Source organism: Neoroseomonas marina (assembly GCF_012927745.1).
GTDB classification, from domain to species: Bacteria; Pseudomonadota; Alphaproteobacteria; order Acetobacterales; family Acetobacteraceae; genus Neoroseomonas; species Neoroseomonas marina.
Genome location: NZ_JABBKX010000001.1, coordinates 793,201 through 819,531, shown reverse-complemented (window position 1 = coordinate 819,531; position 26,331 = coordinate 793,201). Strand labels below are relative to the sequence as shown.

The 26,331-nt window shown below is 72.2% G+C and carries 28 protein-coding genes; 12 read left to right on the top strand and 16 right to left on the bottom strand.

The features are described 5' to 3' along the window. Positions 1-78 precede the first annotated feature (78 nt). From GWK16_RS04005 to GWK16_RS03995, 3 genes are all read left to right on the top strand, one after another. Positions 79-654 carry a peroxiredoxin gene (locus GWK16_RS04005; RefSeq protein ID WP_170052638.1) on the top strand — a complete coding sequence of 192 codons (576 nt, stop codon included), beginning with the start codon at positions 79-81 and terminating at the stop codon, positions 652-654. A gap of 136 nt (positions 655-790) precedes the next feature. Then, positions 791-1,327, top strand: coding sequence for a carboxymuconolactone decarboxylase family protein (locus GWK16_RS04000; RefSeq protein WP_170052637.1), 537 nt, complete (start codon positions 791-793; stop codon positions 1,325-1,327). 358 nt (positions 1,328-1,685) lie between these two features. Further along, the gene (locus GWK16_RS03995) at positions 1,686-2,570 is read left to right on the top strand and encodes a TauD/TfdA dioxygenase family protein (protein WP_170052636.1); all 885 of its coding nucleotides are present in this window, start codon (positions 1,686-1,688) and stop codon (positions 2,568-2,570) included. 243 nt (positions 2,571-2,813) lie between these two features. On the opposite strand, the gene GWK16_RS03990 is transcribed toward GWK16_RS03995, so the two are convergent. The 6 genes from GWK16_RS03990 to GWK16_RS03965 are packed head-to-tail and all read right to left on the bottom strand — an operon-like array spanning position 2,814 to position 9,758. Beyond that, positions 2,814-4,313, bottom strand: a complete 1,500-nt coding sequence (locus GWK16_RS03990; RefSeq protein ID WP_170052635.1) for a Ppx/GppA family phosphatase — start codon at positions 4,311-4,313, stop codon at positions 2,814-2,816. A 16-nt stretch (positions 4,314-4,329) separates the two neighbouring features. Beyond that, on the bottom strand, positions 4,330-6,495 hold the full coding sequence (locus GWK16_RS03985; RefSeq protein WP_170052634.1) for an RNA degradosome polyphosphate kinase: 2,166 nt from the start codon (positions 6,493-6,495) through the stop codon (positions 4,330-4,332). A 9-nt stretch (positions 6,496-6,504) separates the two neighbouring features. Further along, a complete protein-coding gene (locus GWK16_RS03980; RefSeq protein WP_170052633.1) occupies positions 6,505-7,260 on the bottom strand; it encodes an HdaA/DnaA family protein in 756 nt (251 codons plus the stop codon). After that, positions 7,257-8,429 carry an AI-2E family transporter gene (locus GWK16_RS03975; RefSeq protein WP_338144399.1) on the bottom strand — a complete coding sequence of 391 codons (1,173 nt, stop codon included), beginning with the start codon at positions 8,427-8,429 and terminating at the stop codon, positions 7,257-7,259. The genes GWK16_RS03980 and GWK16_RS03975 overlap by 4 nt, the downstream gene beginning before the upstream one ends. Further along, positions 8,426-9,037: a CDP-alcohol phosphatidyltransferase family protein gene (locus GWK16_RS03970; RefSeq protein WP_170052632.1), complete on the bottom strand. Its 612-nt coding sequence runs from the start codon at positions 9,035-9,037 to the stop codon at positions 8,426-8,428. The genes GWK16_RS03975 and GWK16_RS03970 overlap by 4 nt, the downstream gene beginning before the upstream one ends. Next, positions 9,021-9,758: a hypothetical protein gene (locus GWK16_RS03965; RefSeq protein ID WP_170052631.1), complete on the bottom strand. Its 738-nt coding sequence runs from the start codon at positions 9,756-9,758 to the stop codon at positions 9,021-9,023. The genes GWK16_RS03970 and GWK16_RS03965 overlap by 17 nt, the downstream gene beginning before the upstream one ends. Positions 9,759-9,905: 147 nt before the next feature. Between GWK16_RS03965 and purM the strand changes: the two genes are divergently transcribed. The 3 genes from purM (at position 9,906) to GWK16_RS25675 (ending at position 11,911) form a co-directional block, all read left to right on the top strand. After that, positions 9,906-10,982 (top strand): phosphoribosylformylglycinamidine cyclo-ligase, encoded by a 1,077-nt coding sequence (purM, locus tag GWK16_RS03960; protein WP_211187119.1) that lies wholly within the window; start codon positions 9,906-9,908, stop codon positions 10,980-10,982. A 61-nt stretch (positions 10,983-11,043) separates the two neighbouring features. Beyond that, positions 11,044-11,721: a phosphoribosylglycinamide formyltransferase gene (gene purN, locus GWK16_RS03955; RefSeq protein ID WP_170052629.1), complete on the top strand. Its 678-nt coding sequence runs from the start codon at positions 11,044-11,046 to the stop codon at positions 11,719-11,721. Positions 11,722-11,749: 28 nt separating this feature from the next. After that, positions 11,750-11,911, top strand: a complete 162-nt coding sequence (locus tag GWK16_RS25675) for an aa3-type cytochrome c oxidase subunit IV (RefSeq protein ID WP_209442080.1) — start codon at positions 11,750-11,752, stop codon at positions 11,909-11,911. Positions 11,912-12,088: 177 nt separating this feature from the next. Here the strand turns inward: GWK16_RS25675 and ndk are convergent, their stop codons facing one another. Together ndk and GWK16_RS03940 are read right to left on the bottom strand one after the other, a co-directional pair. Beyond that, positions 12,089-12,511, bottom strand: a complete 423-nt coding sequence (ndk, locus tag GWK16_RS03945; protein ID WP_170052627.1) for a nucleoside-diphosphate kinase — start codon at positions 12,509-12,511, stop codon at positions 12,089-12,091. Positions 12,512-12,608: 97 nt separating this feature from the next. Continuing rightward, complete coding sequence (locus GWK16_RS03940; RefSeq protein WP_170052626.1) at positions 12,609-13,409, bottom strand: 2-keto-4-pentenoate hydratase; 801 nt, start codon at positions 13,407-13,409, stop codon at positions 12,609-12,611. Positions 13,410-13,570: 161 nt separating this feature from the next. Here GWK16_RS03940 and GWK16_RS03935 point away from each other — a divergent pair, with 161 nt between their 5' ends. Further along, positions 13,571-15,439 carry an ABC-F family ATP-binding cassette domain-containing protein gene (locus GWK16_RS03935; RefSeq protein WP_170052625.1) on the top strand — a complete coding sequence of 623 codons (1,869 nt, stop codon included), beginning with the start codon at positions 13,571-13,573 and terminating at the stop codon, positions 15,437-15,439. A 1-nt stretch (position 15,440) separates the two neighbouring features. Here GWK16_RS03935 and GWK16_RS03930 read toward each other — a convergent pair whose 3' ends face one another. Further along, a complete protein-coding gene (locus tag GWK16_RS03930) occupies positions 15,441-15,617 on the bottom strand; it encodes a hypothetical protein (protein ID WP_170052624.1) in 177 nt (58 codons plus the stop codon). 170 nt (positions 15,618-15,787) lie between these two features. Here GWK16_RS03930 and GWK16_RS03925 point away from each other — a divergent pair, with 170 nt between their 5' ends. Next, positions 15,788-16,753, top strand: coding sequence for a Bug family tripartite tricarboxylate transporter substrate binding protein (locus tag GWK16_RS03925; protein ID WP_170052623.1), 966 nt, complete (start codon positions 15,788-15,790; stop codon positions 16,751-16,753). 3 nt (positions 16,754-16,756) lie between these two features. Here GWK16_RS03925 and GWK16_RS03920 read toward each other — a convergent pair whose 3' ends face one another. The 4 genes from GWK16_RS03920 to GWK16_RS03905 are packed head-to-tail and all read right to left on the bottom strand — an operon-like array spanning position 16,757 to position 20,528. Beyond that, the gene (locus GWK16_RS03920; protein WP_170052622.1) at positions 16,757-17,206 is read right to left on the bottom strand and encodes a DNA polymerase III subunit chi; all 450 of its coding nucleotides are present in this window, start codon (positions 17,204-17,206) and stop codon (positions 16,757-16,759) included. 4 nt (positions 17,207-17,210) lie between these two features. Further along, entirely contained in the window at positions 17,211-17,624 is a 414-nt protein-coding gene (locus GWK16_RS03915; RefSeq protein WP_170052621.1) for a hypothetical protein, read from the bottom strand. Beyond that, complete coding sequence (locus GWK16_RS03910) at positions 17,621-19,048, bottom strand: M17 family peptidase N-terminal domain-containing protein (protein WP_170052620.1); 1,428 nt, start codon at positions 19,046-19,048, stop codon at positions 17,621-17,623. Before GWK16_RS03910 ends, GWK16_RS03915 begins: the two co-directional genes overlap by 4 nt. Positions 19,049-19,058: 10 nt before the next feature. After that, complete coding sequence (locus GWK16_RS03905) at positions 19,059-20,528, bottom strand: leucyl aminopeptidase (RefSeq protein WP_170052619.1); 1,470 nt, start codon at positions 20,526-20,528, stop codon at positions 19,059-19,061. 110 nt (positions 20,529-20,638) lie between these two features. Here GWK16_RS03905 and cysQ point away from each other — a divergent pair, with 110 nt between their 5' ends. The 3 genes from cysQ to GWK16_RS03890 all read left to right on the top strand — a co-directional run bounded on the left by cysQ (position 20,639) and on the right by GWK16_RS03890 (position 22,688). Next, positions 20,639-21,409, top strand: coding sequence for a 3'(2'),5'-bisphosphate nucleotidase CysQ (gene cysQ, locus GWK16_RS03900; protein WP_170052618.1), 771 nt, complete (start codon positions 20,639-20,641; stop codon positions 21,407-21,409). After that, positions 21,406-22,377 carry an L-threonylcarbamoyladenylate synthase gene (locus GWK16_RS03895; protein ID WP_170052617.1) on the top strand — a complete coding sequence of 324 codons (972 nt, stop codon included), beginning with the start codon at positions 21,406-21,408 and terminating at the stop codon, positions 22,375-22,377. The genes cysQ and GWK16_RS03895 overlap by 4 nt, the downstream gene beginning before the upstream one ends. A gap of 116 nt (positions 22,378-22,493) precedes the next feature. Then, positions 22,494-22,688 (top strand): hypothetical protein, encoded by a 195-nt coding sequence (locus GWK16_RS03890; protein WP_170052616.1) that lies wholly within the window; start codon positions 22,494-22,496, stop codon positions 22,686-22,688. Positions 22,689-23,012: 324 nt separating this feature from the next. On the opposite strand, the gene GWK16_RS03885 is transcribed toward GWK16_RS03890, so the two are convergent. Beyond that, entirely contained in the window at positions 23,013-23,975 is a 963-nt protein-coding gene (locus tag GWK16_RS03885; protein ID WP_170052615.1) for an alpha/beta fold hydrolase, read from the bottom strand. Positions 23,976-24,099: 124 nt separating this feature from the next. Between GWK16_RS03885 and GWK16_RS03880 the strand changes: the two genes are divergently transcribed. Next, positions 24,100-25,080, top strand: a complete 981-nt coding sequence (locus GWK16_RS03880; RefSeq protein ID WP_170052614.1) for a Bug family tripartite tricarboxylate transporter substrate binding protein — start codon at positions 24,100-24,102, stop codon at positions 25,078-25,080. A 39-nt stretch (positions 25,081-25,119) separates the two neighbouring features. Here GWK16_RS03880 and GWK16_RS03875 read toward each other — a convergent pair whose 3' ends face one another. Then, entirely contained in the window at positions 25,120-25,479 is a 360-nt protein-coding gene (locus tag GWK16_RS03875) for a low affinity iron permease family protein (protein WP_338144398.1), read from the bottom strand. A 103-nt stretch (positions 25,480-25,582) separates the two neighbouring features. Next, entirely contained in the window at positions 25,583-26,323 is a 741-nt protein-coding gene (gene fabG, locus GWK16_RS03870) for a 3-oxoacyl-[acyl-carrier-protein] reductase (RefSeq protein ID WP_170052613.1), read from the bottom strand. Positions 26,324-26,331: the final 8 nt, after the last annotated feature.

Here is a 26,331-nt window from a genome sequence, read left to right as displayed (position 1 = left end):
AAGGGCATTGCTGCGCTGCACATAGTGCAGTGCACAAAGGGGCTTCGCGGCCCCCGCAACCTTGAGGAGCACGACCGCATGCTGACCGTCGGCGACACCTTCCCCACCTTCGCCCTGACCGCCGTGAAGGGCGGCAAGGAGGGCCTCGGCGGCCCCGGCAAGTCCTTCACCGAGATCACCAGCGAGACCGATGCGGGCAAGTGGAAGATCGTCTTCTTCTGGCCGAAGGACTTCACCTTCATCTGCCCGACCGAGATCGCCGCCTTCGGCAAGCTCGCCGGCGAGTTCGCCGACCGCGACGCGGTGGTCTACGGCGTGTCGACCGACAGCGAGTTCGTCCACCTGAACTGGCGCGTCTACAACGACGACATCCGTGACCTGCCGATCCCGATGCTCGCCGACGTGAAGCGCGAGCTGTCCTCCGCGCTCGGCATCCTCGACAAGAACGCGGGCGTCGCGCTGCGCGCCACCTTCATCGTGGATCCGGACGGCACCATCCAGTGGGCGGCGGTGAACGGCCTGAACGTCGGCCGCAACCCGCAGGAAGTGCTGCGCGTGCTCGACGCGCTGCAGACGGATGAGCTCTGCCCCTGCAACTGGGAGAAGGGCAAGGACGTCCTGAACGCGCAGGAATTGTTCGAGAAGGCCGCCTGACGGCGGCCGTCGCACGCGCAATTCGCCGCCACACCAACCCCAACTGCACGTGCGAACGGGGGGCAGGCAGCCCCCCGTAGACCCCCCGGTCCTGCGAGCCGTCGGCTCGCAGGACATGTCGTTCCCGGAGGCCATGATGTCCCTCGAAGCCCTGCGCGCCCGCCTGCCCGAACACGCCAAGGACCTGAAGCTGAACCTCGGTTCGCTCGCCGCCGAGCCGGTGCTGACGGCCCAGCAGCTCGCCGGCACCTTCGTCGCCAGCGCCATCGCCGCACGCAACGCCGAGGTGACGCGCGCGATCCTCGCCGAATTCGGCCCGAAGCTGTCGCCCGAGGCGCTCGCCGCCGCCAAGGCCGCGGCCGCCATCATGGGCATGAACAACGTCTACTACCGATTCACGCACCTGGTCGGCGGCGACTATCCCAACCTGCCGGCGAAGCTGCGCATGAACGTCATGGCGAAGCCGGGCGTGGAGAAGGTCGACTTCGAGCTCTGGTCGCTCGCCGTCTCCGCCATCAATGGCTGCGGCATGTGCATGGAAGCGCACGAGAAGGTCGTGCTGCACGGCGGACTGTCGAAGGAAGCCGTGCAGGCCGCCGTCCGCATCGCGGCGGTGGTGCACGCGGTGGCCGGCGTGCTCGACGCCGAGGACGCGCTCGCCGCCGCAGCCTGACGCGGGTTCAGTCGGATGGCGGCCGCCGCGCCGCCATCCGGCTCTGAATGCCGGGATCCGGCGCACCGGGCGCCGCGGCCTCCTTGAGCCGCCAGCGCATGGCGCGGAGGCGCCCGCGGCTCTCCGCGGGCCAGACCTCGGCGGCCCGGCGATATCCGGCACCGCCCTCGCGCAGGAAGCGCACCGCTGGTCCCGACTGGCCGAGGTGGCTCCGGATCGCGACCTTGCAGCGCAGGCCGCGGGCCGTGCCTGGCTGAGCACGCTCGTCCCGGATCTTGACCCTCCGGCGCCCCGGCGCGACCCTCTTGCCGAAGAACGCCCGGCCCGCCGGGACCGGGCCGGTTGGAGGAGACCGCCCATGCCGCTGACGCTGAAACCGCTGCATCCGCTCTTCGTCGCCGAGGCATCGGGTGTCGATCTGCGCAAGCCGCTGCCGCCCGGCATGGCCGACGAGATCCACCAGGCGATGAACCAGTACGCGGTGCTGGTGTTCCGCGACCAGGACATCGACGACGACCAGCAGATGGATTTCGGGCGGCAGCTCGGAAAGCTCGAACCCACGCGCGGGGTCGTCGACGCCCACAAGCACCGGCTGAAGCACAAGGAGATGAACGACATCTCCAACCTCGACACCGACGGCAAGCTGCTCGCCGCCGACGACCGGCGCCGCATGTTCAACCTGGGCAACCGGCTCTGGCATTCGGACTCGTCCTTCAAGTCCACGCCGGCGCTCTATTCCATGCTGCACGCCCGCGTGATTCCGCCGCAGGGCGGGGAGACCGAATTCGCCGACATGCGCGCCGCCTGGGATGCGCTGCCCGACAGGACCAAGGCGAAGCTCAAGGACCTCACGACCTGGCACTCGCTGATCTATTCGCGCGCGCAACTCGGCTTCGACGAATACACGCCCGAGGAAAAGAAGGCCTTCGCTCCGGTGCCGCAGCGCCTGGTGCGCCGGCATCCCGGATCGGGGCGCGTGTCGATCTACCTCTCCTCCCACATCGGCCGCGTGGACGGCATGCCGGTGCCCGAAGGCATGGCGATGATCCGCGACCTGACGGAATTCGCGACGCAGCGGGACTTCGTCTACAGCCATGCCTGGCGCAAGCACGACCTGGTGGTGTGGGACAACCGCTGCACCCTGCACCGCGCCCGACCCTTCGAGGACAACACCCACCCGCGCGACATGCGGCGCGTGACGCTGGAAGACGTGGCGCCGACGCTGGAACAGGCGGCGGCGTGACGGCTGCGGGCGGGGGAAGGCGCTGCCCTCCCCCGGACCCCCACCCGCCAGAGGCCGAAGGGCCTCTGGACACCAGGACTTGATCGGGGATGTCGGGGAGGGGCATGGCGCGCCCGTCGCGCAGCCCTCACCGTGGACGTCCGTCCTCGAATTCCCCGATGAATCTATCGGTTTCCAAAGGCCCTTCGGCCTTTGGTGGGGTGAGGTCCGGAGAGGGGCAAAGCCCCTCTCTGGTCAACCGCGTCAGCCCGCGACTTCCACCGCCGCTTCGAGCCCCATCGTCGCCGCGAGGGCTTCCACGCGCCGCAGCACGCTTTCGCCGGCGAAGACGCCGCTGCCTTCCACCAAGCGCAGCACGAGCCTGCCGCCGCTGCGTTCGAGGCCCGTGCCGGCCAGCAGTTCCGGCGTGCCGCCCGACAGCGTGTAGGCGAGACGCAGCGCCGTGCCGAGCACTTCCGCCCGCCGTACCGCCGCGACGTCGAGCAGCACACGCGCGGCCTGCAGGAAGGCCGCGTCGGGCCCGGCCTCGTAGCGCAGGGCCACGGCGAGGGCGAGGAAGGCGCGGGCATGGTGGTCGAGGCCGACGCCGGGCTGGCGGAGCACGCGGAAATAGGCGTGCTCGGCGCGGTAGTCCGGATGGTCGTGGCTGCCGATGTCGCTCGCCCAGCAGGCCGCGGCGCGCATGGCCGCATCGGCGGGGCTTTCGCGTTCGAAGAGCGGCGCCGTCCAGCGTGCCAGGGCGGGCGGCAGGCGGGGGTCGCGGCCGAAGCGGGCGGCGAGTTCCACCGATGCGGCGAGCAGCGGGTCGCGCCGTCGTTCCTCGGGCCCGAGCTGGCGGGCATACCAGCCCTCGCGCAGCCCGTTGGCGCTGAAGACGACGCGGCGCGCGCCGGAGGCGCGGAGCAGCCGACGCATCACCATCGCCGCCCAGGGGAGGTCCTGCAGGCGCTTCGTCGGCGCGCCGGGCATGCGTTCGAGGGTGCGACGCGTCGCGGCCATCACCACGCCGGACAGGTCGCGTGCTTCCTCCCGCGACAGCACGTAGTGGTGCACGATCGACAGCGGATAGGCGGTCTGGGCGATGTGCATGCGCGCGAGCGCGCGCCAGGCGCCGCCGACGAGATACAGGTCGCGCCCCGCGGCCTCGTTCAGCCAGGGGACGCGGCCGAATTCCTCGGTGGCGAAGCCGCGGCCGCGCTGGATGTCGCCGCCGGAGCGTTCGGCGAGGCGGATGGCGCCGAGCGGCAGGCTGACCGCGCGCCCTGCGCGGCCGTGGGAGAGTTCGACGAGTTCGAGCGACCCGCCGCCGATGTCGCCCAGCACGCCGTCCGCGTCGGGAAAGCCAAGCAGCACGCCGTCCGCCGAGAGCAGCCCTTCCTCCTGCCCGGTCAGCACGCGGATCCGCAGGTCCGGCAGCCGCTGCTGCAACGCGGCGACGAAGGCGGACCCGTTCGCGGCATCGCGCACGGCCGCGGTTGCGAGCACCTCCACCGGATCCGCGCCCATGGCGCGCGCGACGGTATGGTAGCGGACCATCACGGTCAGCGCCTGCTCGACGGCTTCCTCGTTCAGCTTGCCGGTCGTCACCAGGCCGCGGCCGAGGCCGAGCACCGCCTTCTCGTTGAAGATGGTCAGCGGATTGCGGCCGCGTCCCTCGAAGACGACGAGACGCACGGAGTTCGACCCGAGGTCGACCACGGCCGAACGGGGCTGACGCAGGCTACCGCCCACGTCGTCGCGCATCGCAGAATCCACGCTGTCAGTCCTGCATCACCCGGTCCTGTCGCGGTCGGCGCTGCGTGCCCTTGAGCGCGCTGCCCCGCCCCGACAGGGATGGGTTGGTCATGAAATACTCGTGCGCCGACACCGGCTTCTCCCCGGGGGCGAGGCGGGTCCATTCGCCATCCGGGCCGAGCTGCCAGGACTGCATCGAATCCTTCATGTTCACGACCATGATCTGGTCGAGAACCTGCGCGTGCACGGTGGGGTTCTCGACCGGCACCATCGTTTCCACGCGCCAATCCATGTTGCGCGCCATCCAGTCCGCGCTGCTGATGAACACCTTGGCGCGGCGGGACGGCAGGCGATGCCCGTTGCCGAAGGCGCAGACGCGGGAATGTTCCAGGAAGCGCCCGACGATCGACTTGACGCGGATGTTCTCGCTCAGCCCGCGCACGCCCGGTCGCAGGCAGCAGATGCCGCGGATCACGGCATCGACCTTCACGCCGGCGCGCGATGCGGCGTAGAGCGCGTCGATCAGCGTCTCGTCGACCAGCGAATTCATCTTGATCCAGATCGCGGCAGGCTTGCCTTCCTTCGCGAAGGCGATTTCCCGTTCGATCAGGCCGAGCAGCGTCGGGCGGATGGTGAGGGGGGAGAAGGCGAGCTTCTCCATCGTCTCGGGCCGCGCATAGCCGGTCATGAAGTTGAACAGCTTCGCCGCGTCGCGCGTCAGCGCCGGGTCGGCGGTGAAGTAGGACAGGTCGGTGTAGATGCGCGCGGTGACCGGGTGGTAGTTGCCGGTGCCGAAATGCGCGTAGGACCGCAGCTGCGCGCCTTCGCGGCGGACCACCAGCGAGACCTTGGCGTGCGTCTTCAGCTCGACGAAGCCGTAGACGACCTGCACGCCCGCGGCTTCCAGCTCGCGTGCCAGGGCGATGTTGCGCTCCTCGTCGAAGCGGGCCTTCAGCTCGACGATGCCGGTGACGGACTTGCCGGCCTCGGCCGCCTCGATCAGCGCCTTGGCGATCGGGCTGTCGCGCGTCGTGCGGTACAGCGTCTGCTTGATTGCGACGACGTTGGGGTCGCGCGCCGCCTGGCGCAGGAACTGCACCACCACGTCGAAGGATTCGTAGGGGTGGTGGACGACGATGTCCTTCGCCTTGATCGCCGCGAAGCAATCCCCCGCATAATCGAGGATGCGTTCGGGGAAGCGCGGCGTGTAGGGCGTGAAGAGCAGGTCCGGCCGATCGTCGACGATCAACTGCGTGAGGTCCGACAGGCCGAGCAGCCCCTCCACGACGAAGAGTTCCGACTTCGGCGCCTGCAGTTCCTCCGCGACGAAGTCCATCATGTCGGCCGGCGTCGCGGCGGTGACGGACAGTCGGATCGGGCGGCCGCGGCGGCGGCGCTTCAGCGCGGTCTCGTAGGACCGCACCAGGTCCTCGGCCTCTTCCTCGAACTCGACGTCGGTGTCGCGGATGACGCGGAACAGGCCGCTCTCGGCGGGGATGAAGCCGGGGAACAGGCGATCGAGGAAGAGGACGATCAGGTCCTCGAGCAGCACGAAGCGGATCTCGCGCGATCCGTCGCGCGGCGGCAGGCGGATGAAGCGCTGCACCTGCGGGGAGAGCGGCAGCAGGGCGCGCATCGTCCCGCCATCCTCCTCCCGCACCAGCTTCAGCACCATGCATAGCGCGAGGTTGGCGATGAAGGGGAACGGATGCGCCGGATCGACCGCGAGCGGCGTCAGCACCGGGAAAACGCGGTCCATGAACACGCCGTCGAGCCATTCGCGATCCGCGGCGTCCAGTTCGGCCGGTTCGCAGACGACGACGCCCGCGCCGCGCAGCAGCTCGCGCAGATTGCTCCAGGCCTGCTGCTGGCCGTTGATCAGCGCCTGCGCCCGTTCATGGATGGCGGCGAGCTGCTGCGTCGGCGTCTTGCCGTCGTGGCTGAGCTTGCCGATGCCGGCACGTTCCTGCCCCACCAGGCCGGCGACGCGCACCGAGTAGAACTCGTCGAGGTTCGAGGCCGAGATCGCCACGAAGCGGAGCCGTTCCAGCAGCGGATGATGCGGGTTGGCCGCTTCCTCGAGGACCCGCTGGTTGAAGGCGAGCCAGGAGAGTTCCCGGTTGATGTAGCGCGCGGGGCTGGAGAGGAGGGCCTCGGCCTCCTCCGTGGCAGTCGGGAGGGCGTCGTTCATGGGCCGAGACTACAGCAGGGCCGGCACGGGCGGCGAGGGCGCGGCGGTATTTGTCTCGGAAGCGTCATCACCCGGTGCGGGACCGAAGCCTTCCCAGCTCTCCAAAGTGGCGCGGGCCAGGGGGCGGGTGACCGGCAGGCCGGCGACCAGCGCGGCACGATCCAGCCGTGCGACCGCTTCGGCCAGCGCCGCGGCCTCCCGCGGCAGGCGGGCGAGCAGCCAAGCCTGGACCTCCGGGGCGACGCGCAGTTGCCGATCGGCAAAGAGCTTCGCCAACAGCGCCCCGAGCAGCGCCTCGCCCGGATGGCCGATGCCGATGGCGGTCACGGCGCGCAGCCGGCTCGCCAGGTCCGGCAGGCGGACGGGCCAGCGGGATGGGGCTTCCCGCCCGACCAGCAGCAGCCCCTCGCCGCGCTCCGCGGCAAGGTTGAGAAGGTGCAGCAGGGTCCGCTCGTCAGGTACCGCATCGGCGTCGTCGACCACCATGCCGGCGCCCGCCGGCGCCTGCAGGCCGCGCAGGGCGGGGCCTTCGAGCCAATGCCAACGATGCGCGGCGGCGAAAGCGCGGGCCATGTGGGTCTTGCCGACGCCCTCGGGCCCGAACAGCGCGAGCCGCCGGGCCGGCCAGCGTTCCGGCTGGTCCAGCCAGGCCAGCGCCTCGGCGTTCGAAGCGTCCTCGATCAGGTCGGCGCGCGAGGAGGAGACCGGCAGGGCGAGCGGCAGCGCGAACTGCCGCGCCGCGGCGGGGCGCCGCGCCGGGCTCACGTGCCGGTCCGTGGCGGGTCGAGGTAGAGCGGGCTTTCGAGGTAGCGGCGCAGCCAGTAGCGCGCGACGACGCCGAGTGCCGCGGCCATCGGCACCGCCAGCAGCACGCCGAGGAAGCCGAAGGCCACGCCGCCGGCGAACAGCGCGAAGATCACCCAGACCGCGTGCAGTTCCACCCGGTCGCCGAGCAGGTAGGGGTAGATCACGTAGCCCTCGATCGTCTGGCCGACCACGAAGACGCCGACGACCATCAGCACCTCGTTCCAGGTGCCGAACTGGCCCATCGCCAGCAGCACGGCGGCGGCGAAGCCGGTGAGCGAGCCGACATAGGGAATGAAGGTCAGGATGCCGGCCATCAGGCCGATGGTCAGGCCGAGCTCGAGCCCCACCACCTGCAGCGCGATGGCATAGAAGATGCCGAGCGCCGCGCAGCACAGCAATTGCCCGCGCAGCCAGGCCGAGAGCACGCGGTCGGTGTCCTTGGCCAGTTGCCGGAGCACGCTGGCGTTGCGTCGCGGCAGCCAGGATTCGACGCGCCCGAGCATCACCTGCCAGTCCCGCAGCAGGTAGAAGGCGACGACCGGCACGACGACGACCAGGGTGAAGACCTGGAACAGCGCGAAGCCGCCGCCGATCAGCCGCGTCGCCGCGGTGCCGAGCCAGGACAGCATCGTCGCCGCCTGGTTGATCGCGAGGTCGCGCAGGCGCTGGTCCACCATGTCCGGGCCGAGCGCTTCCTCGAGCCTTTCGAGCCCGTGGCGCAGCAGCGTGCCGACGCCCGAGATGTAGGCCGGCAGCCGCTGCACCAGCACCCCGATCTGCGCGAGGATCAGCGGGTAGAGCAACAGCACGGCCGCCAGGGTGAAGGCCATCAGCAGGAAGATCAGCAGGAAGGCGGCAAGGCTCCGGCGCACCCCGATGCGTGTCAGCCGCGTCGCCAGCGGGTCGAGGAAATAGGCGACGACGGCGGCCAGGACGAAGGGCGTCAGGATTCCCTGGAACAGCCACAGGCTGAACAGCAGGACGGCGGCGAAGCCCACGACGAGGCTCGTGCGCTGCGCGCGCGTGGCGGTGCGCGGGGCGGTCGGCGGCGGGAAGCGCGCCGCGGGCGGCGCGGGGACGCGGCCCGGCGGTTCGGGCCGGGCCGGCGGGCGGGACGCGTCGCTCACTTCGCCCCCGTTGCCGTCAGCCGTGCCGCCTGCATCACATACGCCGCGCCGGAAGCGAAGGTGGTCACGGCGACGAGCAGGATCATCGCCTCGAGCAGGAAGGGGGCCGAGACCTGCCAGCCCGAGAGGAACAGCGCCAGCGCCGCCAGCGCGATCTGCGCGGCGGTGTTCGCCTTCGAGATCAAAAGCGGCTTGATCCGCGCCGGCACGCCGAGCACCCAGAGCAGGATGACCCCGCCGACGATCAGCAGGTCGCGGAACACCACCAGGATGGCGAGCCAGTCCGGCAGCACGTTCATCGCCGCCAGCGTGACGTAGACCGACACCAACAGCGCCTTGTCCGCGATCGGGTCGAGCAGCGCGCCGAGCGCCGAGCGGGCGTTGCGCACGCGGGCGAGCCAGCCGTCGATGGCGTCCGAGATGCCGGCGCCGACGAAGACCAGGAACGCGGCGTCATGGCGGTGCTGCAGCATCAGCCAGACCGCCGCCGGCACGGCAAAGAGCCGCCCCAGCGTAATGAGGTTGGGCAGGGTGAAGAGTCCCGCCTCGGCATCGCCCGAGGCCGGGAGGGCCGTCCGGCGGGGGCGCTGGTCAGGAGCGTCCGGCAAGCGCCACGCGCCAGGCGTCCCCCGGCGCCCCCGAGCCCGGCACGAGGGTGATCCCCTGCTGGGCGAGCTCCTGCGCCGCGACGCCGGGCGCCGTCCGCAGGCCGAGCCGCAGCCGCGCCCGGTCGGTCGAGATCGCGGTGACCTCGATGCGCGCCTGGCCGCGCAGGCGCCGGCGCAGTTCCAGCCATTCGTTCAGGGATCCGTAGAGCGCGACGGCCTCGACCGTGGAGGCGACCGGCACCGGCGCCGCAGGGCGGGGCGGGGCATCGCCGTCGGGCGCGGTGCCGGCGGGGGCCGGACCGGGCGTACCGCCGCCGTCCGCCACGGCGCTGCCGGTGATGGCGCGCACGCGGGACGGAACGAAATTGACCGTGATCCGCCCGGCATACCGCGTGGGGGAGGTTCGTTCCTCCTCGATGATGATCGAGGCGACCATGGATTCGATCTGCGCGTCGCTGAGCTGGCGGGTCACGCCCGCCGCGCTGGCGATGCGGTCCCAGGCGGCGCGGCGGCCGGCGACGAAGGCGCGTTCGCGGGCGATGACGCCGTTCTCGGCCGTCGCCTCCGCGGGGACGCCGCGCTGGACGTAGGAGATCGCCGCCGGTGCGGCGGCTGGCGCGGCAGTGACGGGCGCTGCAGCGGGGCCGGGCGTCGGGACGGTGTCCTGCGCGCGCGCCGAGGCCATGGGGACCGCGACCGCCAGCAGGGCGGTTGCGATCATCCACGCCGCATGGTTCTTTCCGCGCGCCCGCGCGAGTCCACCCTTGAGCGGCATCGAATACCCCATACCGTGCCGGCGTTGGGCGCCGGCTCCTCGCGGCGCCATGCCGCGGTGCCAGGCTCAGCCCATACCCGATCGGAGGCCGCCCTGACCAGTTCCCCGTCTTCCCCCCTGACCTACCGCGCCGCCGGCGTCGACATCGAGGCCGGCGATGCGCTCGTCGACGCGATCAAGCCGCTGGCCCGCGCCACGGACCGCCCGGGCACCATGGGCGGGCTCGGCGGCTTCGGCGCGCTGTTCGACCTCAAGGCCGCGGGATTCAAGGATCCGGTGCTGGTCTCCTCGACCGACGGCGTGGGCACCAAGCTGCGCGTCGCGATCGACGCGGGGATCCATGCGACGGTCGGCATCGACCTGGTTGCCATGTGCGTGAACGACCTGGTGGTGCAGGGGGCGGAACCGCTCTTCTTCCTCGACTATTTCGCGACCGGGAAGCTCGAGGTCGCCGCCGCGCGCGACGTGGTCGCCGGCATCGCCGAGGGCTGCCGCATCGCCGGCTGCGCCCTGGTGGGCGGCGAGACCGCCGAGATGCCGGGGATGTACGCGAAGGGCGACTACGACCTCGCGGGCTTCTCGGTCGGCGCGGCGGAACGCGATGCGCTGCTGCCGCGGGGCGATGTCGGCCCCGGCGACGTGGTGCTGGGCCTCGCCGCTTCGGGCGTGCATTCCAACGGCTTCTCCCTGGTGCGGCGGATCCTCGAGCGGTCGAATGGCGGCTTCGATGCGCCGGCGCCCTTCGCGGCGGGCAAGACGCTGGGACAGGCGTTGCTGGAACCCACGCGCATCTATGTGAAGCCGCTGCTCGCGCTGCATCGTGCGGGGCTGCTGAAGGCCGCGGCCCACATCACCGGCGGCGGGTTGCCCGGCAACCTGCCGCGCGTGCTGCCCGAGGGCGCGGTCGCGGTCATCGACGCCGCGGCCTGGGCGCCGGCGCCGGTCTTCGGCTGGCTCGCCCGGGTTGGCGAGGTGGCGGCGGAGGAGATGCTGCGCGTCTTCAACTGCGGGATCGGCATGGCCGTGGTGGTCGCGCCCGAGGCCGCCGAGAAGGCCGCCGCCCTGCTGTCCGAGCATGGCGAGACGGTCAGCCGCATCGGCCACATCGAAGCCGGCGCGGGCGAGGCCCGCGTGCGCTTCGAGAACCTGCGGCCCGGCTGGCCGGCGTGACGCCTCCTGCACTTCGGGCCCGGTGGCGCTCGGCTGCGCGGTGGTCGGCGGGGCACCGCGCATGACCCGCACCCGTGTCGCCGTGCTGATCTCCGGTCGCGGGTCGAACATGGCGGCGCTGCTCGCCGCCGCGGAGGATCCGTCCTATCCGGCCGAGATCGCCCTGGTTCTGTCCAATCGCCCGGATGCGGCGGGTCTGGCCCATGCCGCGTCCCGCGGCGTGGCAACAGCGGTGGTCGAAAGCCGGGCCTTCAAGGGCGACCGGGCCGGATTCGAGGCCGCGATGGAAGCCGAGATCGCCCGCCACGGCGCGGAGATCATCGCGCTGGCCGGCTTCATGCGGGTGCTCACCGAGGCCTTCGTGACGCGCTGGGAGGGCCGGATGATCAACGTCCATCCCTCCCTGCTGCCGTCTTTCCCCGGCCTCGACACGCATGCCCGGGCGCTGGCTGCCGGGGTGCGGCTGCATGGCTGCACCGTCCACCTGGTCACCGCCGGGGTGGATGAGGGGCCGATCCTGGCCCAGGCGGCCGTTCCGGTGCTGCCGGGGGACAGCGAAGCGGCCCTGGCCGCCCGGGTCCTGGCCGAGGAGCATCGCATCTACCCCGCCGCCCTGGCCTGGCTTGCAGCTGGGCGGGTTCGGGTCGAAGGTGGCCGGGCCGGCATATCGGATGCGCCGTGGGCGACCGGGAGCCTCGCGAACCCCTTGCCGTCCGCGCCCGGCCTTTCTAAACGCTGATCCAGAGATAGCTTCCCGAGGACGCGCCGTGGCCGAGCAGCAGACCCACTATGATTTCGTCGAAGTGAAGTCCGCGGACATCCTGGCCGACCGCGAGCGCTCGTGGGAGGGCTTCACCTCCTTCGTGACCTGGTCGACCGGCGCCTGCATCGTCGTCCTGGTCCTGATGTACCTGTTCCTGGTGCGCTGACGCGCGCAGGACCGCGCCCTCCCGGCTTCGGGCCGGGCGGTGCGGGGCATGGATCCTTGATCGGATGAGACGCTGCGGCGCCCCCTGGGGCGCCGTTCGCGTTTGGGCGCCACGACGGCGCGGCCGGCCTCAGGGCCGGCAGGGCGGCGGGGGGCAGGCCCCCCGCCCGCCGGAGGATCAGCCGACGATCTCGGTGCCGGCGAAGAAGTAGGCGATCTCGATCGCCGCGTTCTCGAGGCTGTCCGAACCATGGACCGAGTTCGCCTCGATGCTCTCGGCGTACAGCTTGCGGATGGTGCCCTCGGCGGCATTGGCCGGGTTGGTCGCGCCCATCAGCTCGCGGTTCTTCGCCACGGCATCCTCGCCCTCGAGCACCTGCACCACGACCGGGCCGGAGACCATGAAGTCCACCAGGTCGTTGTAGAAGGGACGGGCGGCGTGCACCTCGTAGAACTTCTTGGCGTGCGCGCGGGACATCCACACGCGCTTCTGGGCCACGATGCGCAGGCCGTTCTTCTCGAAGATGGCGTTGATGGCGCCGGTCAGGTTGCGGCGGGTCGCGTCGGGCTTGATGATGGAGAAGGTGCGCTCGATGGCCATGGCTGGCGGTCCTTGTGCGTTCGCGGGAATTCAGGCGGGCGCCGGATAGGCGGGGAACGGCCCCGGCGCAAGCCCCAAGCCCCCGCGGGAGGCCCGATCAGGCGCCGATCCGGACCTCCACCATGCCGAGGGCACCGAAATCCGCCCGCGCCGTCTGCCCCGCGCCGACTGCGACCGGGGGCGCGACCGTGCCGGTGGAGACGAAGTCCCCTGCCCGGAGGTAGCGCCCCTTGGCCGCCAGCGCATTGGCCAGCCAAGCGGCAGCGCCGAAGGGCCCGCCATCGACGTTGCGGCCCCGCCCCAGGACCGGTTCCCCGCCGTCGACCTGCAGGGCGATGGGGCTGTCCATGGGGTCGAAGGCGGTCCAGTCCGTCACGGGCGTCCCATGCACCCAGCAGCCGTGCGAGGCATTGTCGGCGGTGACCAGCGCCGCCCCGGCCTCGGTCCAGGGTTCGAGGCGCGATCCGACGATCTCGATCGCCGGAACCAGGGCGTCGGTCGCGGCCGCGATGGCCGCGGCGTCATAGGGCGCACCGGTGGGCGGCAGGTCGCGGGCGATGCGCAGGCCGATCTCGGGCTCGAAGACCCGGAAGAAGCCGGGCAGGGCGGGGAAGTCGGCCGGGGAGGGTTCGGTCACCGCGTCATACAGGCGGCCGTAGAAGGGCCCGTCGAGGCCGAGATGCGCCCGCGCGGCGGCGTTGGTGCAGCCGATCTTCCAGCCGATGGGCCGCGCGCCGCGCGCCTCGATCAGAGCCTGGAGCGCTTCCTGGATGGCATAGGCCTGCGCGATGCCGGCGGGCCGTTCGGCGGGCGGCGGCACGGGCAGGGGCGCGCCGCGCTCCCGGTGGTCCAGGATCAGGCGGGCTGCGTCCTCGGCCGAGAGGGTGTTCCAGTCCATGGGCGCTCCCGTGCTGCCGTGTCCCGGGCGGCGCGGCGAGGCGACGCCCGGCGGACCATAAGGCCGGTCCGGGGCCGCTATCGCAACAAATGAAAGTCACAGGCCGCGCCGCGGCTTCGGCAGGTGCCATAAGCGGGCCGCTGTTCTACAAGGCGGCCCCCATGACCGTCCTTTCCATCCGCGACCTGACCATCCGCGTTGCCGGCCGGCCGCTGCTGGAAGGGGCGAACCTGCAGATCGACGACGGCCGCAAGGTCGGCCTGGTCGGGCGCAACGGCGCCGGCAAATCGACCCTGCTGCGCGCGATCACCGGCGACCTGCAGCCCGATGGCGGTGAACTCCGCCTCGCCCAGCGCGCGCGCATGGCGCATGTGGCGCAGGAAGCGCCCGGCGGCGACGAGGCGCTGATCGACGTGGTGCTCGCCGCCGATACCGAGCGCACCGCGCTGATGACGGAGGCCGAGACCTCCGCCGATCCCGCGCGCCTCGCCGAGATCCACGACCGGCTGATCGCGATCCGCGCCGACAGCGCGCCGGCGCGAGCGGGTGCAATCCTCTCGGGCCTCGGCTTCGATGCGGCGGCGCAGGCGCGGCCGTCGCGGGAATTCTCCGGCGGGTGGCGGATGCGCGTGGCCCTCGCCCGCGCGCTGTTCCTCGAACCCGAATTGCTGCTGCTGGACGAACCGACCAACCACCTCGATCTCGAAGCCACCATGTGGCTCGAATCCTGGCTGCAGCGCTTCGCCGGCGCCGCGATCGTCGTCAGCCACGACCGCGGGCTGCTGGAACGCTGCGTCGATTCGATCGCGCATCTCGACCAGCGCAAGATCACGCTCTACCAGGGCAACTTCGCCGATTTCGTGCGCATGCGCGCCGAGCGCCAGGCCCAGCAGGCCGCGGCGAACGAACGCATCGCCGCCGAACGCGCGCACATCCAGTCCTTCATCGACCGCTTCCGCTACAAGGCGTCCAAGGCGCGCCAGGCGCAGTCCCGCATCAAGGCGCTGGAACGCATGCCGGCGATCGAGGCGGTGGTCGAGGACACGCCCGTCCGCTTCGCCTTTCCGTCTTCCGACGAATTGCCGCCGCCGATCCTGTCGCTGAACGGCTGCTCGGTCGGCTATGGCGGGCCGCCGATCCTGCGCAACCTGACGCTGCGGCTCGACCAGGACGACCGCATCGCGCTGCTGGGCGCCAATGGCAACGGCAAGTCGACGCTCGCGAAGCTGCTCGCCGGGCGCCTGCAGCCCGAGGGCGGAACGCATTTCCGCAACGCCAAGCTGCGTGTCGGCTATTTCGCGCAGCATCAGGCGGAGGAACTCGACCTGAACGGCACGCCGCTGACGCACATGCAGGCGGCGCTGCCCAGGGCGACGGAGACGGCCTGCCGGTCGCAGCTCGCCCGCTTCGGGCTCGACGCCGACCGCGCGGACAACCGCATCACCGCGCTGTCGGGCGGCGAGAAGGCGCGGCTGCTGCTGGCGCTGACGACGCGTGACGCGCCGCAGCTGCTGATCCTCGACGAACCGACCAACCACCTCGACATCGATGCGCGCGAGGCATTGGTGAAGGCGCTCGCGGATTATTCCGGCGCTGTGGTGCTGATCACCCACGACCCGCATCTGGTGGAACTCGCCGCCGATCGGCTCTGGCTGGTCGCGGACGGCACGGTGACGAATTTCGACGGCGACCTCGACGACTACCGCGCGCTGCTGGCCGAACGCGCCCGTGGCGCCGGCGGCCGCGCCGAGCCCGGCGGTGCCAAGGCAGGCGCGCGGCGCGAGCGGGCGGAAACCCGGGTCGCGACCGCCCCCCTGCGCGCGCGCATCAAGGAGATCGAGCAGAGCCTCGAGAAGCTCGCGCGTGAGGACGCGCTGATCGAGAAACGACTCTCGGACCCCGACACCTATGCGCGCTTCAAGCCCGAGGACATCGCCTGGGCGAATACCCGCCGCGCCGCGATCGCGAAGGATACCGCGGCGCTGGAGGAGGAATGGCTCGAGGTGTCAGCGCGGCTCGAGGCTGCTTGAGTCACCCCGCCCGGCGCACCTGCTGCCCGCCGGCGCGAACCTGTTCCTCCTCGAGCGTCCGCCGCATGAAGGTCGGCCACAGCGCGCGGCCGGTCGGCGGTTCCTGCACCGGACGCTTCTCCGGTGGTGCGATCCGGGCGGCCTCGCGGGCCGGCCGGGGCGATTCGATGTTCGCCATCACGCCCCTCCTTCACCTGACGCAGTGATCGAACGCTAGCGCCCGGTGGCGGCCGAAAACAACGAAAGCTTGCGTGACAATGGACGCGTCAGGCGGGCTGGACCGACGGCGCAGGATCGGCCAGAGGAGCGCCATGGCCGGCGCCCCCGCGCCGCCGGGAGGAGACCGCCATGATCCGCCGCCGCGCCCTGCTCGCGACCCCGCTTCTCGCCGCCCCCGCCGTTGCCGGGGCGCAGGCTTGGCCGTCGCGGCCGGTGCGCGTCGTGGTGGCCTATCCGCCGGGCGGTTCGACCGACGTGCTGGCGCGTTCGTTGGCGGCGGCGCTGCAGGAGGCCTTCGCGGGCAGCACCTTCGTCGTGGACAACCGGCCGGGCGGCGCGGCCGTCGTGGGCACCCAGGCCGTGGCGCAGGCGGCGCCGGACGGGACGACGCTCTCGCTCGGCAACAATCAGACCCATGCGGCGAATGCGGCGATGCTGCCCTCGCTGCCCTTCGATCCGGTGGCGGATTTCGCGCCCATCGCACGGCTGGCCGCGGTGCATCACGCGCTGGTGGTGCCGATGAACGGCGCGCGGACGCTGGCGGAACTCGCCGCCAAGGGGAAGAACGGCGGGCGGGTGACCTATGCCTCCTCTGGCGCCGGGTCCGCGAGCCACGTCATCGCCGAGACCTTCGTGAAGCGCGAAGGCATGGACGCCACCCACGTTCCCTATCGCGGCGGCGCGCAGGCGACGACGGACACGGTGTCGGGCACGGTGGACTTCTTCGTCTCCACCTGGCCGCAGGTGGTGCAGCTGGTGCGGGAGGGGCGTCTGCGCGCCCTCGGCGTCGGCTCCCCCGCCCGGCTGCCCGAGACGCCCGACGTGCCGACCTTCACCGAGCAGGGCGCGCAGGACCTCGCGGTCGATGCCTGGTTCGGCCTGTGGGCGCCGGCGCGCACCGATGCGGCCATCGTCACGCGCCTGTCGGACGCGCTGATGCGTATCCTGGCCGAGCCCGCGATGCGCGAGCGCCTGACGTCCCAGGGCTTCGTCGCGGCGCCGATGCCCGCCGACGCCTTCGCCGCCTTCCAGCGCGAGGAGGTGGAGCGCTGGCGCCGGATGGTGGAGATCACCGGGATCCGGCTGCAGGGCTGACCCTCAGCCCTTCTTTTCCCATCCCGACGCGCCCTGCTGCCAATAGGTCAGGGCGTGTCCGGCGGCCCTCGCCGCGGCCCATCGGCGACGCGCCGCGGCGACCGCGGCTTCGTCCGACCCGTCGAACAGGTCGAGCACGCGGTCGTAATCCCCGAGATGCGCGCTGTCGGCGCCGTCCACCAGGAACAGGAAGCGCGCGCCGTTGCCCGGCGCGACGTCGGCGGTGGACAGCAGGATCGGCTGCAGCGGGTCGTTCTCGCCGCCCGCCATCCCGTGCGGCAGCCAGTCAGGCTCCGTCGCGGTCCACAGCGCGGCGTCGAGCGCCTTGGCGCGTTCCGCTTCGCCGCAGAGCACGAAGGCGCGTCCGCCGGTCGCGAGCGCGCGGCCGAGGAGCCGCGGCAATGCCTGGTCCAGTTTCGTGCGGGTGAGGTGGTAGAAGCCGATCTCGGTCACGCGGCTACTTTCGCGGCAGGGCGCCGGCATTGCAGCGGACGCGGTAGAAATTGTGCGCCGGCTGGTCGGCGTCCGGCTGGCGCACCCAGGTCTCGACCAGCACCGTGCCGGCGGGTTCGACCACGGCCCGGTTGAACACCGCGGTGACGCGGGAGGCATCGCGCGGATCGGAGAAGGTGATGAGCCGCACCGAGACGCCATTGCCCATCGGCATCAGCTCCGTGATCGAACGCTGGCCATTCTCGAGCATCAGCAGGATGCGGCGGACCGTGCCGTCCTCGATGCTCATGGCATAGCCGCGTGTGCCCATCATGCCGGGCCGCGACGTCGCCTCGACCTGGTCGCAGGGCATCATGGTCTGCGCGGCGGCAATGCCCGGCAGGGCCAGGAACGCAAGGGCAGCGATGCGCGCGATCATGGTTCCTCCTCGAAGCGCTGGGCGACCAGGCGGTCGAGCAGCCTGACGCCGAAGCCTATCGGACCGGCCGGGCCCAGCGCATGAGGTTCTTCAGCCGCCATGACTCCCGCGATGTCGAGATGCGCCCAGGGGACGTCCCGCACGAATTCGCGCAGGAAGGCGGCAGCGTGGCAGGCATCGGGCTGCAGGCTGCCGTGCTCGTCGCCCGCGGCGCATTGCTTGAGATCCGCGATGTCCGAGACGAGATCCTCGCGGTGGCGGTCCCCGATCGGCATCGGCCAGAGCGGTTCGCCGACGGCTTCGCCCGCCGCGGCGGCGGCTGCCATCAGCGCCGCATCGGTGCCGAAGATCGCCGCGCGGTGATGGCCGAGCGCGGTGATGGCCGCCCCCGTCAGCGTCGCGAGGTCGATCACCGCCCGCGGGCGGAAGCGATGCGTCGCGTGGTGCAGCGCGTCGGCGAGGACCAGGCGGCCCTCGGCATCCGTGTCGATCACCTCGACCGTGCGGCGGGAGGCGGTGCGGATCACGTCGCCGGGCCGGTAGGACCGGGCGCCGGTCGCGTTCTCGGCGATGGCGAGCACCGCCACGGCGGGCGCGGGCGACTTCCGCCGCGCCAGCGCGAGCATGGCGCCGACGCAGGCGGCCGCGCCCGCCATGTCGGCGCGCATCTCCTCCATGCCCTCCGCGCCCTTGATGGACACGCCGCCGGTGTCGAAGACGATGCCCTTGCCGACGAAGGCGACGGGCGGGACCGGCAGCACGCCGCGCCAGCGCAGCACGGCAAGGCGCGGCGGGGAGGCGCTGGCTCCGCCGACCGCGAGCAGCGCGCCGAAGCCGTGGCGTTCGAGCCAGCCGCGGCCGTGGATCTCGACCTCGAGGCCTTCGTCTTCCAGCGTCTCGAGCCGCCTGGCGAAGGTCTTGGTGGTCAGGCGGTTGGCCGGTTCGACGATCAGGTCGCGGGCCATCAGGCAACCGGCGACGCCGGCGGACATCCCGACGAAGGCTGCCTCCGCCGCGTCCGGCTGCGGGGTATGGACGCTCAGGCGTCGCGGATGCTTCGGCGGCGCGCTGGTCCTGAGCGCGGCGAAACGCCAGGCGGCGAGCGCAACGCCCGCAGCCGTTGCCGCAGCGCCGTCAGGCGTCAGCGCGCCGGCATCGATGGCCAGTTCCGCCACCTCGCCTGCAGCCAGCGCGGCGGCAGCGCCCGCCTTCTCGAAGGCGAGCGGCGTCGGGTCCCGGCCAAGTCCGACCAGCAGCCGCCGGGGCGCGCCGGGCAGGTCGAGCAGCTCGCCCGCACCACCTGTGAAACGCGCCGCCTGTGCCGCGGCCACCGAGGCGCGCGGCACCGCCGCGCCCTGCGCGACGGGCAGGATGCAGGCGGCTTCGGCGCCCGGCGCGCCGCGGGTGAAGCGGACGGCGATCACGCCGGCGCGCTCAGCCCTCGTAGTGCTCGGCGACCAGACGGTCGAGCAGGCGCACGCCGAAGGCCGTGGCACCCTTGGGCGTGGTCGGCAGGTCCTTGCCGCTCCAGGCCGTGCCGGCGATGTCGAGATGCGCCCAGGGCCTGCCCTGCACGAAGCGCTGGATGAACTGCGCCGCGGTGATCGACCCGCCGGGCCGGCCGCCGACATTCTTCATGTCGGCGATGTCGGACTTGATCTGCTTGTCGTAGGCCTCGCCGAGCGGCATGCGCCAGCACGCCTCGCCCACCTGCTTGCCCGCGGCCTCGATGCGCTGGGCGAGCGTGTCGTCGTTGCTGAACAGGCCTGCATGTTCGTGGCCGAGGGCGATGATGATCGCGCCCGTCAGCGTCGCGAGGTCGACCATGAACTGCGGGTCGAACTTCTCGATGCAGTAGTGGATGACGTCGGCGAGGACGAGGCGCCCTTCCGCGTCGGTGTTGATGACCTCGACCGTCTGGCCCGAGGCGGTGGTGACGACGTCGCCCGGGCGCTGCGCGGTGCCGGAGGGCATGTTCTCCACCAGGCCGACGATGCCGACCACGTCGGCCTTGGCCTTGCGGCCGGCGAGTGCGGCCATCAGGCCGATCACCGTGCCGGCGCCGGCCATGTCCCACTTCATGTCCTCCATGCCCGCGGCGGGCTTGATGGAGATGCCGCCGGTGTCGAAGGTCACGCCCTTGCCGATGAAGGCGAGCGGCTTGCCGGCCTTCTTGCCCTTGGGCGCGCCGTTCCAGGTCATGACGACCATGCGCGGTTCCTGCGCGCTGCCCTGCGCGACGCCGAGCAGCGCGCCGAAGCCGAGCTTCTTCATCTCCTTGGGCCCGAGGATCTCGATGCCGACGCCGAGCTTCTCGAGCGCCTTGCAGCGGTCGGCGCATTCGGTGGGCGTCAGCACGTTGGGCGGCTCGCTGACCAGGTCGCGGGTCAGGAACACGCCGTCGGCGATCGCCTGCAGCGGGGCGAAGGCGGCCTTGGCCTTGGCCACGTCCGATGTCGCGACGGCCAGGCGCTCGAGCTTCGGCTTGTCCTCGGGCTTCTCGGTCGTGCGGTAGCGGTCGAAGCGATAGGACCGCAGCGCCACCCCCATGGCGAAGGCGGCGGCGAGCGCGGGGGTCAGGCCGTCGGCGGCGACCACGGCCTCGCGTTCCGGGGCGATCGGGTTGGCGACGGCCCCACCCGCGGCTTCGGCCGCCGCCTCCGTGGGGTCCTTGCCGAGGCCGATCGCGACCACCTTGGCGAGGCCGGCGCCGGGCGCCCAGAGCATCGCGCTCTGGCCCTTGCGGCCCTTGAAGCGCGCGGCCTCGAGCCCGCGGGAGATGGCGCCGCCGGTCGCATCGTCGGCCTGCTTCGCGAGGCCCATGAGCGGCGCGTCCTCCGTCACCGGCAGGACCAGGGCGCCGGCACGCGGCAGGGCAGGCTTGACGAAGGCGATGTCGGGCATGGGAACTCCGGGCGGGGGGGGCGTGTTCAGCCTGTCACATTAGGCATCGGCCGGGCGCGCGGCCAGGGGCGGGGCTTGTCGCAGGGGCCGGGCGGGGCCACACCCCGCGCATGGATGATGACGCCCTGCTCGCGCTCGCCGTCCGCCTGGCCGACCAGGCGGCGGCGGCCATCAATGCCGTGCGCGCTGCGGGCTTCGCGGTGGAACGCAAGACCGACCGCACCCCGGTGACCGAGGCCGACCGCATCGCCGAGGCGCTGATCGTCGAGGGCCTGCGCACCGCCGCCCCGGCCATTCCCGTCATCGCCGAGGAGGAGATCGAGGCCGGCACCGCGCCTGCCGATCCGGGGCACCGCTTCTGGCTGGTCGACCCGCTGGACGGCACCCGGGAGTTCGCCGCCGGGCGCGATAATTTCACCGTGAATGTCGGGCTGGTGGAGGACGGGCGCGCGGTGCTGGGCGCCGTCGCGATCCCGGCGACGGGGGAGGTCTTCTGGGGACGGGTCGGCGCCGGGGCATTCAAGCGCGATGCGACGGGAACGCGGCCCATCGCGGTGCGCGCGGTTCCGGCCGAGGGCGTCACGGTCATGGGCAGCAAGCATTACCACGACGATCCGCGCCTGGACCGCTTCCTGGCCGGGCGGAAGGTCGCGCGGATCGTCAACATCGGCTCCGCGGAGAAGTTCTGCCGGGTGGCGGAGGGCAGCGCCGATCTCTACCCGCGCTTCGGGCGCACCATGGAATGGGACAGCGCGGCCCCGCAGGCCGTGCTGGAGGCGGCGGGCGGCAGGATCCGCCTGCTTGAGGGCGGCGGGCCGCTGACCTACCGCAAGCCGCGCTGGGAGAATCCGGGCTTCGTCTGCGAGGGGCGGCCGGCGTGACGGAGTTGCTGCGGGCCGAGGAGGTCGATCGCGCCGCCGCGCTGCTGCGCGCGGGGGATCTCGTCGCCTTCCCCACCGAGACCGTCTACGGCCTGGGCGGCGATGCGCGGAACGGACGCGCGGTGGCGGCGATCTTCGAAGCGAAGGGCCGGCCGCACTTCAATCCGCTGATCTGCCACGTTCCCGATGCCGAGGCCGCCTTCGCGGAGGTCCTCGCCGACGACCGCGCGCGGGCGCTGGCGGCCCGCTTCTGGCCCGGGCCGTTGACCCTGGTGCTGCCGCGACGGCCGGATTGCCGGATCGACCTGCTCGCGGGGGCGGGGCTCGACACCCTGGCGGTGCGTGTGCCGGCGCATCCTCTGGCGCTGGCCCTGCTGCGGGCCGCGGCGCTGCCGGTGGCGGGGCCCTCGGCCAATCGGTCCGGCCAGGTCAGCCCGACCACGGCGCAGCACGTGCTGGACGGCCTGGGCGGCCGGATCGCGGCGGTCCTCGACGGCGGCCCCTGCGCGGTCGGCGTGGAAAGTACGGTTCTGCATCTGGCGAGCGGCGGGGCGGCCCTGCTGCGTCCCGGCGGCGTGACTGCGGAGGAGATCGAGGCCGTGATCGGCCCCATCGCGCGGCCCCTGCCCGTGGCGGCGGCCGAGGCGACACGCACGCTGCGGTCGCCAGGCATGATGCTGTCCCATTACGCGCCGTCCCTGCCGGTGCGGTTGGAGGCGGCCAGCGTCGCCGCGAACGAGGCGTTGCTGGCCTTTGGCCCGGCGCTGCCTGGCGCGGGGGCGGTGTTTCAACTGTCCGAGGGCCGTGACCTGCGGGAGGCGGCGGCGGGTCTGTTCGCCGGGCTCCGCTGGCTCGATGCCGAGGGCCAGCGGCGGGGCCTGCGGCGCATCGCGGTGATGCCCGTGCCCCCGGAGGGCCTTGGCGAGGCCATCAACGACCGCCTGGGGCGTGCCGCGGCGCCGCGCTGACGGCGCGGCCGATGCAACCATGACGAGCGCCCAACGTTCCCCAGACTGTTCGCTCGCATGACGAGCGTGTCCGCCAGCCGGTGCCGAGGCGCCGGTGGCCAGTCGGGAGTTCGGACATGCATCCCGCGCTTCGCGGCGCTTCCTGCGCCGCCGCCCTGAGCCTGCTGGGTCTCGCCGCCTGCACCGTCAACAATCCGCCGCCCCCGGCGCCGGTGGTCGTGCAGGAGCCCATGCGGAGCCCCACCGTCGTGCAGCCGGGCACCACGGCCATCGTTCCGCCGGGGTCCGTCATCGTTCCGCCGTCCCGCTGAGGCGGCGCTCGCGGAGTCGGGCCGCCGAGGCCCGGTCCGCATGCGCAGGCGGGCGGCGTCGCGTGTCACCACGTGACCCGGGGCGCCGCCGAAAGCGGCCCGCGCCCTGGGCTGGTCCTCCAAACGCCGGAGCGGCATCGAGCTGACCTCTCGGGCACACCAGCCAAGGTGCAGCGCGTCGCGGGGCATCGGGCGTCCCGCGCCGATGGGGCGCATCCTGGTGCGCGGCGGGCCCGGGCACGAGATCGCCTGCGCGCTGGCCGGTGCTGACGGCCAGTCTGGCGCCCAAGCCTGCCCCGGCCGAATGACGGCCCCGGCGCGGCCTCAGGCCCAGAGGCCGCGCCGCGCCAGCCAGTCCTGCACCAGGACCGCGACCTCGTCCCCGTTGCGGTCCATCATGATCATGTGGCTGTTGCCGCGGATGCCCTGCGTCGGCAGGTCGACCACCTCCACGCTGCCGCCCGCGGCGCGCACCTGCTCCGCGAAGGCGATGCCGCGTGCGCGGATCGCCGGCCAGCGCGGGTCGCCCTCGATGTAGTCGCCGAACAGCATCAGCACGGGGATGTCGCGCAGCGCGGCGGCCTTCTCCGCAATCCCGGTCGAGGCCGGCTCCACCAGCACCAGCGCCCGCACCTTGTCCGGCCATTCCTGCGCGGCACGCCAGGCGAAGAAGCCGCCCTGGCTGTGCGCGACCACCACCGACGGCCCGACGCGGTCGAGCAGCGCGCCATAGGCCTCGAGCGTCATCGCATCCGTCGAGGTGAAGCGCGGCACCGTCTGACGGATGAAGTTGGCCCAGGATTGCGCGTCGCCGGGGAACTGGTTGCCCGGCAGCAGCGCGCCGTCCTGCGGCGTGCCGGTCCCGATGCGGAAGCGCTCCCATGGGTTCTCGACCGTCAGCGTCACCGGGATGCCGCCGGTCTCCTCCGGGATGCGCATCCAGCCGGACCGGCCGCGCTCGACGGCGTCCGAGACCACTACCTCCCAGCCGCGCCGGAGGAAGAAGTGCTGCCAGCCCTCGCGCCCGTCCGGCGTGGTTTCCCAGCAGGCGCCGGTCAGGCCGCCGCCGTGCCAGAACATCAGCGGCACTGCGCCCCGGCGCGGGGCCGGGACCATGACCTGCGCATACATCCCGCCGACCAGGTAGGTGCCGTTCGGATCCAGCACCGCCGGGGCGCTGCCGGGCGTGAAGAGGACCTCCCGCACCGGCTCCCCGTCCACCCGCGTCGTCCTGCCGCCGACGTGGAAGGACCCCCAGCGGGCGAGGGCGATCGGCGTGTCGTTCATGGGCGGCGCGTCCTGACAGGGGTGGCCACCATGGCCGCGCCACCGCCGCCCCTCAAGACGCCTGGACGCCGCCAGGCGGCCCCGGCAGGCTGTTGCGTGGGAGACAAACTCCGGGAGAGACCCAATGATCCGCCGCCGCGCCCTTGTGGCCGCACCGGCGCTGGCTCTTGCCGCGCCGCGCATCGCCGCCGCACAGCAGGGGCCCTGGCCCAACCGTCCGCTTCGCATGGTCATCCCATGGCCGCCGGGCCAGCAGACCGACGTCGCGGGACGGCTGATCGCGCAACTGCTGTCGGAACGGCTGGGCCAGCCCGTGGTGCCGGATAACCGGCCCGGCGCCGGCGGGCAGATCGGCACCAATGCCGTCGCGAAGGGCGCGCCCGATGGCTACACCATCCTCGCCGCCTCCATCGGCCCGATCACCTTCGGGCCGCTCGTCACGCGCACGCCCTACGACGTCGAGAAGGAGCTTGCCCCGGTCGCGAGCCTTGGCGCCGCACCCTTCATCGCGCTGGTGAAGCCCGATTTCCCGGCCCGCGACCTGCGCACCTTCATCGAGCTGCTGAAGGCCAACCCGGGGAAGTATTCGCACAACTCCTCCGGCGTGGGCGGGGCGCAGCACCTGGTCACGGCGCTGTTCCTCGCGAAGGCGGGGGTCGAGGCGCTGCACGTGCCCTTCCAGGGCAGCGGGCCGGCGCTCGCGGCGCTGCTGGGCGGGCAGGTCGACTTCGGCTTCGACACGCCGGCGGCCGCGGGGCGCCTGGTGCGGGACGGGCAGTTGCGGGCGCTGGGCGTCACCTCGGCGCAGCCTTCCGCGCTGGTGCCGGGCGTGCCGGCCATCGCCCAGGCCGGCGGGCCGTCCGACTACGACGTGGTGTCGTGGTTCGGCGTCATGGTGCCGGCCGGCACGCCGCGCCCGATCATCGACCGCATGGCGGAGGAGATCCGCCAGGGCGCCAATGGCCAGGAACTCCGTGATCGCTTCGCATCCATCGGCATGTCGGTGGACGGCGCGAACGGGCCCGGGCAGTTCATGGCCAATCTCCGGCAGGGCTGGGCGACCTTCGAGCCGGTGATCCGGCAACTGGGCATCCGGGCGGAGTAGCGGTTCGGCGAGGGGTCCGCACGGCGACCGCGGCGCGGATCATTGCGCCGTGTCGCGCAGCGTGTCGAAGCGCCGCTTCATCGCGTCGAGCTGTTCCTCGGTGCAGTCCTCGAGGGAGATCATCTGGTCCTGCGCGCCCTGGGTGACGCGGATCAGCTCATCGAGCTTGAGCTGGATGGCGCGCGTATCGCGGTTCTGGGTGTTCTGCATCAGGAAGACCATCAGGAAGGTGACGATGGTCGTCCCGGTGTTGATGACGAGCTGCCAGGTGTTCGAGAACTCGAACAGCGGGCCGCAGACGGCCCAGGCGACGATGAAGGCCAGGGCCACGAGCGATGTCGAGGCACGGCCGGCCTGGCGGCCGGTCCACTGGGCGATCGTCTCGAACAGCCTGGACACGATGCGTCTCCCACCCCGCGCCGCTCGCCGGCGCCAGATCGGAAACGCGAAGCCGGCGCGGCGGTTGCGCGAGGAACGTCCCCGCGGCCGCAGCGCGCCGGCGTCAGATCATCGCCATGCCGCCATTGACGTGCAGCGTCTGGCCGGTGACCCAGCCCGCTTCCGTGGAGGCGAGGTAGACGACGGCCGAAGCGATGTCCTCCGGCGTGCCCATCCGCTGCGTCGGGATGCGGGAGAGCAGCGCGGTCTTCTGCGCGTCGTTCAGCGCATCGGTCATCGCGGTCTTCACGAAACCCGGCGCCACCACGTTCACCGTCACGCCGCGCGTCGCGACTTCCTGCGCGAGCGACTTCGACATGCCGATCAGGCCAGCCTTCGCCGCGGCGTAGTTCGCCTGGCCCGCATTGCCCGTCACGCCGACGATGGAGGCGATGGACACGATGCGCCCGTAGCGCTTCTTCATCATGCCGCGCAGCGCGGCGCGCGCGAGGCGGAAAGGCGCGGTCAGGTCGACCTCGAGCACCGCGTTCCAGTCCGCGTCGCCCATGCGCAGCGCCAGCATGTCGCGGGTGAAGCCGGCATTGTTCACCAGGATGTCGAGGCCGCCGGCCTCGGCCTCGATCTTCTCGACCAGCGCCGCCGGGGCGGCCGCATCCGACAGGTCCGCCGGCGCGACGATGACGCGCGCGCCGCCCAGCGCCTCGGCCACGCGGGCGAGTTCCGCCTCGCGCCGGCCGGTGATGGCGACGGTGGCACCCTGCGCGTGCAGGGCGGAGGCGATCGCCTCGCCGATGCCGCCGGTGGCGCCGGTGACGAGCGCGGTCTTGCCGGTCAGGTCGAACATGAAGGAAC

What these genes read in the sequence shown, in the direction of transcription:
- GWK16_RS04005 (WP_170052638.1), top strand. Translation starts at nt 79, where the DNA reads ATGCTGACCGTCGGCGACACCTTCCCCACCTTCGCCCTGACCGCCGTG.
- GWK16_RS04000 (WP_170052637.1), top strand. Translation starts at nt 791, where the DNA reads ATGTCCCTCGAAGCCCTGCGCGCCCGCCTGCCCGAACACGCCAAGGAC.
- GWK16_RS03995 (WP_170052636.1), top strand. Translation starts at nt 1,686, where the DNA reads ATGCCGCTGACGCTGAAACCGCTGCATCCGCTCTTCGTCGCCGAGGCA.
- GWK16_RS03990 (WP_170052635.1), bottom strand. Translation starts at nt 4,313, where the DNA reads ATGCGCGACGACGTGGGCGGTAGCCTGCGTCAGCCCCGTTCGGCCGTG.
- GWK16_RS03985 (WP_170052634.1), bottom strand. Translation starts at nt 6,495, where the DNA reads ATGAACGACGCCCTCCCGACTGCCACGGAGGAGGCCGAGGCCCTCCTC.
- GWK16_RS03965 (WP_170052631.1), bottom strand. Translation starts at nt 9,758, where the DNA reads ATGATCGCAACCGCCCTGCTGGCGGTCGCGGTCCCCATGGCCTCGGCG.
- purN (WP_170052629.1), top strand. Translation starts at nt 11,044, where the DNA reads ATGACCCGCACCCGTGTCGCCGTGCTGATCTCCGGTCGCGGGTCGAAC.
- ndk (WP_170052627.1), bottom strand. Translation starts at nt 12,511, where the DNA reads ATGGCCATCGAGCGCACCTTCTCCATCATCAAGCCCGACGCGACCCGC.
- GWK16_RS03940 (WP_170052626.1), bottom strand. Translation starts at nt 13,409, where the DNA reads ATGGACTGGAACACCCTCTCGGCCGAGGACGCAGCCCGCCTGATCCTG.
- GWK16_RS03935 (WP_170052625.1), top strand. Translation starts at nt 13,571, where the DNA reads ATGACCGTCCTTTCCATCCGCGACCTGACCATCCGCGTTGCCGGCCGG.
- GWK16_RS03930 (WP_170052624.1), bottom strand. Translation starts at nt 15,617, where the DNA reads ATGGCGAACATCGAATCGCCCCGGCCGGCCCGCGAGGCCGCCCGGATC.
- GWK16_RS03925 (WP_170052623.1), top strand. Translation starts at nt 15,788, where the DNA reads ATGATCCGCCGCCGCGCCCTGCTCGCGACCCCGCTTCTCGCCGCCCCC.
- GWK16_RS03915 (WP_170052621.1), bottom strand. Translation starts at nt 17,624, where the DNA reads ATGATCGCGCGCATCGCTGCCCTTGCGTTCCTGGCCCTGCCGGGCATT.
- GWK16_RS03905 (WP_170052619.1), bottom strand. Translation starts at nt 20,528, where the DNA reads ATGCCCGACATCGCCTTCGTCAAGCCTGCCCTGCCGCGTGCCGGCGCC.
- cysQ (WP_170052618.1), top strand. Translation starts at nt 20,639, where the DNA reads ATGGATGATGACGCCCTGCTCGCGCTCGCCGTCCGCCTGGCCGACCAG.
- GWK16_RS03890 (WP_170052616.1), top strand. Translation starts at nt 22,494, where the DNA reads ATGCATCCCGCGCTTCGCGGCGCTTCCTGCGCCGCCGCCCTGAGCCTG.
- GWK16_RS03885 (WP_170052615.1), bottom strand. Translation starts at nt 23,975, where the DNA reads ATGAACGACACGCCGATCGCCCTCGCCCGCTGGGGGTCCTTCCACGTC.
- GWK16_RS03880 (WP_170052614.1), top strand. Translation starts at nt 24,100, where the DNA reads ATGATCCGCCGCCGCGCCCTTGTGGCCGCACCGGCGCTGGCTCTTGCC.
- fabG (WP_170052613.1), bottom strand. Translation starts at nt 26,323, where the DNA reads ATGTTCGACCTGACCGGCAAGACCGCGCTCGTCACCGGCGCCACCGGC.